The organism is Mycolicibacterium stellerae (assembly GCF_003719305.1).
GTDB lineage: Bacteria > Actinomycetota > Actinomycetes > Mycobacteriales > Mycobacteriaceae > Mycobacterium > Mycobacterium stellerae.
Map to the genome: position 1 here is coordinate 22,586 of NZ_RARC01000049.1, position 8,892 is coordinate 31,477.

General features: G+C 66.7%; 10 protein-coding genes and 1 pseudogene. 4 read left to right on the forward strand and 7 right to left on the reverse strand.

Annotated elements, in window-relative coordinates:
• Positions 1-10 precede the first annotated feature (10 nt).
• Positions 11-1,222, forward strand: coding sequence for an FAD-dependent monooxygenase (locus tag D6M19_RS32725; protein WP_123029455.1), 1,212 nt, complete (start codon positions 11-13; stop codon positions 1,220-1,222).
• Between the two features lies 1 nt (position 1,223).
• Here the strand turns inward: D6M19_RS32725 and D6M19_RS32730 are convergent, their stop codons facing one another.
• The 4 genes from D6M19_RS32730 to D6M19_RS32745 are packed head-to-tail and all read right to left on the reverse strand — an operon-like array spanning position 1,224 to position 3,967.
• Complete coding sequence (locus D6M19_RS32730) at positions 1,224-1,763, reverse strand: hypothetical protein (RefSeq protein ID WP_123029456.1); 540 nt, start codon at positions 1,761-1,763, stop codon at positions 1,224-1,226.
• A gap of 36 nt (positions 1,764-1,799) precedes the next feature.
• The gene (gene nusB / locus D6M19_RS32735) at positions 1,800-2,279 is read right to left on the reverse strand and encodes a transcription antitermination factor NusB (protein WP_123029457.1); all 480 of its coding nucleotides are present in this window, start codon (positions 2,277-2,279) and stop codon (positions 1,800-1,802) included.
• The gene (gene efp, locus D6M19_RS32740; protein ID WP_123029458.1) at positions 2,276-2,836 is read right to left on the reverse strand and encodes an elongation factor P; all 561 of its coding nucleotides are present in this window, start codon (positions 2,834-2,836) and stop codon (positions 2,276-2,278) included. Before efp ends, nusB begins: the two co-directional genes overlap by 4 nt.
• Positions 2,837-2,857: 21 nt before the next feature.
• Entirely contained in the window at positions 2,858-3,967 is a 1,110-nt protein-coding gene (locus tag D6M19_RS32745) for a M24 family metallopeptidase (RefSeq protein WP_123029459.1), read from the reverse strand.
• Positions 3,968-4,000: 33 nt separating this feature from the next.
• On the opposite strand from D6M19_RS32745, the gene D6M19_RS32750 reads away from it, so the two are divergent.
• Together D6M19_RS32750 and D6M19_RS32755 are read left to right on the forward strand one after the other, a co-directional pair.
• Complete coding sequence (locus D6M19_RS32750; RefSeq protein WP_123029460.1) at positions 4,001-4,555, forward strand: B-4DMT family transporter; 555 nt, start codon at positions 4,001-4,003, stop codon at positions 4,553-4,555.
• A 30-nt stretch (positions 4,556-4,585) separates the two neighbouring features.
• Positions 4,586-5,461 (forward strand): hypothetical protein, encoded by an 876-nt coding sequence (locus D6M19_RS32755; RefSeq protein ID WP_123029461.1) that lies wholly within the window; start codon positions 4,586-4,588, stop codon positions 5,459-5,461.
• 91 nt (positions 5,462-5,552) lie between these two features.
• Here D6M19_RS32755 and aroB read toward each other — a convergent pair whose 3' ends face one another.
• Genes aroB through aroC form a run of 3 tightly spaced genes read right to left on the reverse strand, consistent with a single transcriptional unit; the run spans position 5,553 to position 8,495 of the window.
• Positions 5,553-6,632 carry a 3-dehydroquinate synthase gene (gene aroB / locus D6M19_RS32760; protein ID WP_123029462.1) on the reverse strand — a complete coding sequence of 360 codons (1,080 nt, stop codon included), beginning with the start codon at positions 6,630-6,632 and terminating at the stop codon, positions 5,553-5,555.
• Positions 6,625-7,287 (reverse strand): shikimate kinase, encoded by a 663-nt coding sequence (locus D6M19_RS32765; protein ID WP_123029463.1) that lies wholly within the window; start codon positions 7,285-7,287, stop codon positions 6,625-6,627. The genes aroB and D6M19_RS32765 overlap by 8 nt, the downstream gene beginning before the upstream one ends.
• Entirely contained in the window at positions 7,287-8,495 is a 1,209-nt protein-coding gene (aroC, locus tag D6M19_RS32770; RefSeq protein WP_123029466.1) for a chorismate synthase, read from the reverse strand. Before aroC ends, D6M19_RS32765 begins: the two co-directional genes overlap by 1 nt.
• 137 nt (positions 8,496-8,632) lie before the next feature.
• Between aroC and D6M19_RS32775 the strand changes: the two are divergent.
• Positions 8,633-8,892, forward strand: a pseudogene (locus tag D6M19_RS32775) (HNH endonuclease signature motif containing protein); the annotation flags it as partial.

Consider the following 8,892-nt stretch of genomic DNA (forward strand, 5'->3'; position numbering starts at 1 on the left):
GCTAGGGCCCGTGGCACAACCGACCGTGTTGATCAGCGGCGCAGGCATCGCCGGACCTGCGCTGGCCCTGTGGCTCAGCAAGAACGGCTACCGCGTGATCGTGGTCGAAATCGCCAAGGGCATCCGAGCAGGCGGCCAGACCGTGGACCTCCGCGGTGCGGGTGGCGACGTCGTCGAACGCATGGGTCTGATGCCACAGATGCGTGCGCACGCCCTCGTGCAACGCGGCGTCGGCTGGGTGAGCTCCGACGGAAGCCGCCGCGCCGAAATGCCGGTGACCGCGTTCGACGGCAACGGCCTGGTGTCCAAACTCGAGATCCTGCGCGGCGACCTCGTCGACGTCCTCTACCAAGCCACCAAAGAGACCGTCGAATACCGCTTCAACACCCGGATTTCGGCACTGCACCAAGACGATGACGGCGTCGAAGTCACCCTCGCCGACAACACGAAGCTGCGCGCTGATCTCGTCGTCGGCGCCGACGGCCCGCACTCCGCGGTACGCGGCATGGCGTTCGGGCCTGAAGAACGGTTCGTCACACCGCTCGGCGGATACAACGCATGGTTCAGCGCACCCGACCACGTCGGCTTGGACGGCTGGTACCTCATGTACATGGCGCCCGGCGGCCTCAACGCATCCATGCGGCCAACGCATGATCCCGCAATGGCCAAGGCGGGACTGGCGTTTGCCTCAGGGCCGATCGAATACGACCGACACGACCTCGATCAGCAGCGGCAATTACTGGTCGATCGATTCGCCGGCGCGGGGTGGCAATGCGACGCGCTGTTGACCGCCGCGCAGCAGGCCGACGACTTCTACTTCGACTCCTTCCTCCAGGTGGACATGCCCGCATGGGTCTCCGGCCGCGTCGTACTCGTCGGTGACGCCGGCTACTGCGCCTCACCGCTCAGCGGTATGGGCACCAGCCTGGCCCTCGTGGGTGCCTACCTACTCGCGGGTGAACTCGGGCACGCGGATTCCTTTGACGCCCAACAGATCCAAGACGCTCTGCAGCGGTATCAAACCAAGATGCGTCCCTATGTCGACAAGTGTCAGGACATCCCCAACCGTGTCGACCGGTTTGCACCGAACTCGGCCTCCGATATCTCGATCAACATCGCGGTGATGAAGTGGATGCAGCGCTGGCCGTTCCGGCCGATCGCGGCCAAGCTGTGGTTCACCGTCGCGGATTCGATTGAGCTGCCGGACTACTCGACAGCGTGAGCTACATGCAGCGCGACAGCACCCTGCCGAACTGCAGCAGCCGCTCCATCTGTGCCAGCCCGCCGTTGTCGACCGACTTGTCGAAGCGGAAGGACTCGCAGAAGTAGTCGGTGTCGGTGGCGGACTTCTGGTGGCTTCGCGTGACGAGTTGGGTGTACATCCGCAGTCGGACCTCCGACAGGCGCCGGGTGCCGTCGCCAAGGACATCGAATTCCGTCGTCAGGATGTGATCGGTGATCGTCGAAAGCAGGATCGTCCGAACCGATGCGTTGAGCACCTGACGCTGATGCTCTTCGCCCATCGACATCTCGTCGTCGGCGCGCCACATGACCAACCTGCGGCCGTCGGTCAGCACCACCTCTTGCGCGAGCGCCTCGCCCCACGACTCCTCGGTCAGCCTCCTCGACATGAAGAACGACTGAATGGACGGAAAGTCGACGATGCCTCGCAGTTGGTCAAGCGCGACAACCGGATCCCGCAGGTAGACCTTCGCGGCGTCCTCGAGGCCGTAGTAGGGCGCCCAATCCTGCGGTGTGGCCATCGCGCAAGCCTAAGGGCGCGATGGAGGCCGATCTACTCAGGAAGTCTCTGATCCGCCCCGAATGGCAGCGGAGGCGGCCCGAATCTGCGGCGTCACCAACATCACCTGGCCAAGCAAGCCGTTGACGAACCCCGGCGAATCATCGGTGGAAAGGTGCTTCGCCAGTTCGACGGCCTCGTCGACGGCGACCGGTTCTGGGACGTCGTCGGCGTGTAGCAGTTCCCACACCGCGACGCGCAGGATCGCCCTGTCCACGGCGGGTAGGCGTTCCAGTGTCCAGCCCTGCAGATGCGTCGAGATGAGGTCGTCGATGTGCGCGGCGTGCTGCGTCACACCCCGGGCCACCGTCACCGTGTACGGGTTCAACGCCGACACGTCGGATTGTGTCTGCGCCAACGCCTCTCGCGATTCGGCGGCTTCGGCAGGCGTTATGCCGCGGGCCTCCGCCTCGAACAGCAGGTCGACGGCTCGCTTGCGCGCCTGATGCCGACCCCTGTCCGGCTTCCGGGTGGTCAATTCACTCGGCCGAGATAGCTGCCGTCGCGGGAATCGACCTTGAGCTTGTCGCCGGTGTTGATGAACAACGGCACCTGGATCTCGGCGCCGGTCTCCACCGTCGCCGGCTTGGTGCCTGCACTGGACCGGTCGCCCTGCAGCCCGGGCTCGGTGTGGGTGACCTCGAGCTCCACGGTGACGGGCAGCTCGATGTAGAGCGCGGTGCCGTTGTGGAAGGCCACCTGCACCGGAAGGCTCTCCAGCAGAAAGCGCGCGTCGTCGCCGACCAGCGACTCCGGCAGGTGGTGCTGCTCGTAGTCCTGGCTGTCCATGAAGACGTAGTCCGACCCGTCCTTGTACAGATATGTGGTGTCGCGGCGGTCGACGGTCGCGGTCTCGACCTTCACCCCGGCGTTGTATGTCTTGTCGACGACCTTGCCCGACAGCACGTTCTTCAGCTTGGTGCGGACGAACGCGGGGCCCTTGCCGGGCTTCACGTGCTGGAACTCGATGATGGTCCACAGCTGCCCATCGATGTTCAGGACGAGCCCGTTCTTGAAGTCGGCGGTCGATGCCACGGCGGTACTACTCCTAGTCTCTCAACTGAGAATGGTCAGTTCCTTGGGGAACTGGGTAAGCAGGTCTGATGTCTGATGCCGCCGGCCAGGCGGCTCCGCCTCGCACACCACTAGCGTGTCCTCGATGCGGACACCGCCGCGATCGGGCAAGTAGACACCGGGCTCCACGGTCACCGCGGAGCCAGCAAGCAGTGTACCGGCGGCTGACGCGCTGATTCCCGGCGCTTCGTGGATCTCGAGACCGACGCCGTGTCCGAGGCCATGGGTGAAGTTGTCGGCGTATCCGGCATCGGCGATCACCCGCCGCGACGCGGCGTCCACGTCACGCAGCGCGACACCGGGTTCCACCGCCTCCCGTCCCGCCCGCTGGGCGGCGGCGACCAGTTCGTAGAGGTCGAGCTGCCACTGCGCGGCGGGGGCAAGCACGAAGGTGCGCGTCATATCCGAGTGGTATCCACACACCAGCGCACCGAAGTCGATCTTGACGAAATCACCCGCCGCAAGGACCGCGTCGGTCGGCCGGTGGTGCGGAATGGCGGAGTTGACGCCGGTCGCCACGATGGTCTCGAAGGAGACCCCGTCCGCGCCGTGATCCAGCATCAACGACTCCAGCTGGCGGCCCACCTCGCGCTCGGTGCGCCCTGGCCGAAGGCCGCCGCCTTCGACAAGATCGGCCAGCGCGGCGTCGGCCGCCTCACAGGCCAGCCGCAAAAGCGCAACCTCGCCCGCGTCCTTGACTTCCCGCAGTGCTTCGACGGTGCCCGCAGCGCGGACCAGCTCGGTGTCGCGCGCCTCCTTGGCGAGCCCGTCGAACCCTTCGACGGTCACGACGTGGCTCTCGAAGCCGAGCCGCCGCGCACCGTCTGCCGCGGCCCGCCCGGTCAGGTAGGGCCCGCAGGCTCGCTCGATCACGATTTCGGCGTCGGGGACCTGCTGCGCGGCCTGGGTGCGATACCGCCCGTCGGTGGCCAGCACCGGAGTGTCGTCGTCCGCGCGAATCAGCAGCGCCGCGTTCGAACCGGTGAATCCGGACAAATAACGCACGTTGACCAGGCGCGTTACCAACATGGCGTCCAGCCCGTCAGACTTCAGCCGCTGCCGTAGCCGGTCGCGACGCTGGGATATTGTCACAGGTCTTGACGCTACTCGCTAAGGTGATGCCCCATGAGCAAGTGGTTGCTGCGCGGACTGGTGTTCGCCGCCCTGATGATCTTCATCCGACTGGTGCAGGGCGCTGGGATCAACGCGTGGGAGACCAAGGCGGGATTGATCAGCGTCACCCTCGTCGTCCTCTTCGCGATCGCGGTGTTCGTCTGGGGGTACCTCGACGGCCGTTCGGACGCGCGGGCCAACCCCGACCCCGACCGCCGCGACGACCTGGCGATGAGGTGGCTGCTGGCCGGCCTGTTCGCCGGAATCGTCAGCGGCGCGATCGCGTGGCTGATCTCGCTGTTCTACAAGGGCCTCTATGTTGGGGGGCTCATCAACGAACTGACGACGTTCGCGGCGTTCACCGCGCTGCTGACGTTCCTCGCCGCGATCGCCGGGGTCGCGATCGGGCACTGGCTCATCGACCGGCATGCCGACGACGCTCCCCGTCAGCACCACGGCCTCGCCGCGGGCGAGGACCGCGCAGACACCGACGTGTTCGCCGCTGTTCGGCACCCGGACGAGCCCGCCGATGAGACACCGACCGAGCGGCGCCAGGAACAGGTCTAGTCCAGCGCCGCACGCCGCGTCGTACGCGCGATGAACCCGGACGAGTTCTGTACGTCCGACAGCTGGAGTCCGCTCACCTCGGCATCGGCGTACTCCCAACTCGCCGGGGTCCTCGGCGGATTCCTGATCACCGCGATCGCGCTGCTGTTCGACAGGAAGAGCCGCGAGGGCGTGCACACGCTGGCGTTGTTCTCCTCCGCGGTGTTGATACTGATGCTGGACAGTTTCATTTTCAGCATGATGACCGGTAGCCAGGTGCCCACCGATGGTGATCGAACCGGCATCTGCGCGATCACCTGGACGCAGGGTGCGGTCTCCACCGGAATGCTCGCCGCCGGTACGACCGCCCTTTTCGGTGGCCTTGGTTGGATGCTCGCCAGCCACGCCGTCAACCAGTCAGTGCGGTCGGACCCCGCCGACATCCCCTCCTACAGTCTCCTGGCCGATCTCGGCGGCTGGCTGACATTCGCGGCGGCGATGACGACGACGCTGATCCTGTCGGAGACCTCGATCGACTATCTGCACTTCATGTTCGGGCGCAGGCCAGAATTCTGGTTGGTCGCGGTTGTCACAACCACCGCAGCGTGCGTCATCGTCGTCGACTTCGTGCTGGTTTATCTGCGCACCGGCTCATTGCGAAAGTCGTTGGCCGACACCGAGGAACCAACGCATCTTGCGCTGCGCTCTCTGAGGATCGCAACAATCGGGATCGTCGTCCTCGCCATCGTTGCCTCGTGGCTGGTCGTCAGCCTCGCCCGCTTCCCGAAGGACTGGTTGACGGTACCCAATGCCGGGGCCGTCATGTTCGTGCTGTTCCTCACCGCTGTTCTGCCCACGGTGGTGTCGACGGCGATCTGCAATTCGGTGGCCAGCACCGAGAAGCGTCAGCCCAGCGTTGCGAGGTAGCACAGCGCGAGCAGACGACCCTGAACACCGAGTCCGACGAGTGCGCTTCGATCAACGGGGTGCGGAGTTCGGTTCGGACCGTTGACGACGTTCACGGTCGCGCCACCTCCGCGTACGCCGCAGCCAGCAGCGCCGGATCCGGGCCTTCCAGCCGTCCCGGTTTTGCCAGCCCGTCAAGGACGACGAAGCGCAGTACTCCAGAACGGGTCTTCTTGTCGCCGGCCATGGATTCGATCAGCGCAGGGAGGGCGTCTGCGTCATAGCTGACCGGAAGGCCCAGTGAGCGCAGGATCGCTCGGTGCCGGTCGGCGGTTCCGTCGTCGAGACGGCCTGCCAGCCGGCCCAACTCTGCCGCGAACACCAGCCCCACCGAGACGGCGGCGCCGTGTCGCCATTGGTAGCGCTCGCGGCGTTCGATGGCATGCGCCAGCGTGTGGCCGTAGTTCAGGATCTCGCGCAGCTGCGATTCCTTCTCGTCGGCGGCGACCACCTCGGCCTTGACCACCACCGCGCGGCGGATCAGTTCCGGCAGCACCTTGCCCTTGGGGTCCAACGCCGCTTCGGGGTCGGTTTCGATCAAGTCAAGGATCACCGGGTCGGCGATGAAGCCTGCCTTCACGATCTCGGCCATGCCCGCGACGATCTCGTTGCGCGGCAACGTTTCCAGCGTTGCGAGGTCGACGAGTACCGCAGCGGGCTGGTGGAATGCGCCGACGAGGTTCTTGCCCGCCTCGGTGTTGATGCCGGTCTTCCCGCCGACGGCGGCGTCCACCATCCCGAGCAACGTCGTCGGCACATGCACGATGTCGATTCCGCGCAGCCAGGTGGCGGCGGCGAATCCCGCGACATCGGTGGCCGCTCCCCCGCCGAGGCTGACGACGGCGTCCTTGCGGCCAACACCGATGCGGCCCAACACTTCCCAGATAAAGCCGACGACCGGCAGCTCCTTGCCCGCCTCGGCATCCGGAATCTCGATGCGATGCGCGTCGACGCCCTTGCCCGACAAGTGGTCACGGATCGCTTCCGCCGTCTGCGCCAGCACCGGCTGGTGCAAAATCGCGACCTTGTGCCTGCCCTCCAGGACGCCGCCCAACTCCCCCATCAAGCCGGTCCCGATGACGACAGGATAAGGCGGGTCGGTCCTCACCTCGACCGTGACGGAATCAGTCATGGCGGGCCTCGGCGCGGCGGGCCACGTCGGCTGGGCTGGCGGGGGTGGTCGCCTCAGATGGGCTCGGTGTCAACGACACTGGTGTGCGCCGCCACGACGGGCGTCGGCGCCGTCGCGGTTTGGTTTTGCTCGCGGTGTCCTCCCCGCCCGGGTTCTCCAGACGGGACACGATGTAGCGCACGACCGCACCGGGGTTGCGGCGATTGGTGTTGACGCGAATTGTCGCCGCCCGCCGATACAGCGGCACGCGTTGGGACATCAATGCCCGAAACTTCTCCGCGCGATCCCCACCGGCCAGCAATGGGCGCACCGTCGTTCCACCGGTGCGGCGGATGCCCTCGGAGGCACCGATCTCGAGGTAGATCACCGTGTGCCCGGAAAGTGCTTCGCGCACACCAGGACTGGTGATCGCCCCGCCGCCCAGCGATAGTACGCCGTCGTGGGATCCCAATGCCTCGCGAACGACTTCCTCCTCGATGCGGCGAAACTCCTGCTCGCCGTCGTTGGAAAAGATGTCGGAAATGGTGCGGCCGGTGGTCTGCTCGATCGCCGTGTCGGTGTCCAACAAAACAACGCCCAGCGCCTTGGCCAGCCGTCGCCCGATCGTAGACTTGCCCGACCCGGGCAGCCCGATCAACACCGCCTTAGGCGCCATCAGCCCGATGCCTGCGCCCGTTGAGCCGGTTCCCTGGCAGCCACGGAACGCAGATACGTCTCGAGGTTGGCCCTGGTCTCGCCGAGTGAGTCGCCGCCGAACTTCTCCAACGCGGCCCTGGCCAGCACCAGCGCCACCATGGTCTCGACCACGACTCCGGCTGCGGGCACCGCGCACACGTCGGATCGCTGGTGGATGGCGACGGCCTCGTCGCCGGTGGCCATGTCGACGGTGGCCAGTGCTCTCGGCACCGTCGAGATCGGCTTCATCGCCGCCCGTACGCGCAGCGGCTGGCCGTTGGTCATGCCACCTTCAAGGCCACCCGCCCGGTTCGTCGAGCGCATCACGCCGCCCGGCCCGGGGTACATCTCGTCGTGGGCGACGCTGCCGCGCCTGCGCGCGGTTTCGAAGCCGTCGCCGATCTCGACGCCCTTGATCGCCTGGATGCCCATGACCGCACCTGCCAGCTGGCTGTCGAGGCGGTTGTCACCGCTGGTGAACGAGCCGAGACCGATCGGCAGCCCATTCGCCACGACCTCGACGATCCCGCCGAGCGTGTCTCCGTCCGCCTTGGCGGCCTCGATCTCGGCGATCATTCTGGTCTCGGCGTCCTTGTCGAATGCGCGCACCGGACTGGCATCGATGGCAGCCAGATCGGAGGCCAGCGGCGGCGGGCCGTCGTAGGGCGCCGACGCACCGATGGAGATGACGTGCGATAGCACCTCGATGCCAAGCGCCTGCCTCAGGAACGCCCGCGCGATGGTTCCGGCCGCCACACGGGCCGCCGTCTCGCGGGCGCTGGCGCGTTCCAGCACCGGCCGGGCGTCGTCGAAGCCGTACTTGAGCATGCCTGCGTAATCGGCGTGGCCCGGCCGCGGGCGGGTGAGCGGCTCGTTTCGGGCGACGTTCGCCAGCTCGGTGGGGTCGACCGGGTCGGGCGCCATCACGGTTTCCCACTTCGGCCATTCCGTGTTGCCGATCTCGATGGCGACCGGGCCGCCGAGCGTCACGCCGTGCCGCACTCCGGCGAGCATCGTGACCTGGTCCTGCTCGAACTTCATCCGTGCGCCGCGGCCGTAGCCCAGCCTGCGGCGGCCGAGCTCTCCGGCAATTTCGCCGGACGTGACCTCGACCCCGGCGACCATGCCCTCGACAACGGCCACCAACGCGCGGCCGTGGGATTCACCAGCAGTGGTCCATCGCAACACGCCTGCCATCTTCCCACGGCGCTCTTTTCCTGCGGAAATCCGCAAGTTATCCACAGTTGGGAGTTGATCCACAGGCCGAGGTTTCACGGGTGCCTTGACGGCGATCTAGGTCGGGGGCTCTGGGTAGGTTCGAACCTATGTTCGATGGTTCGTTGCCTGAGATCGCCGGCCTGGCGGCGCTGGATGATGCCGCGCTGGCCGAGGCCGCCGGGGGGTGGGCGCGCGCGGAGAACGCCGCGTGTGCCCGCAAGCTGGCGGTGCTGGCCGAGATGTTCGCCCGCCGCACCGGGCTGCCCGCCGGGCAACGCGAACTGTGGTGGGTCGACGCCCAAGCGTCTGCGGTCGCCGAGATGGCCGCCGCGGTCAACGTCAGCCACGCCATGGCGCTACACCAAAC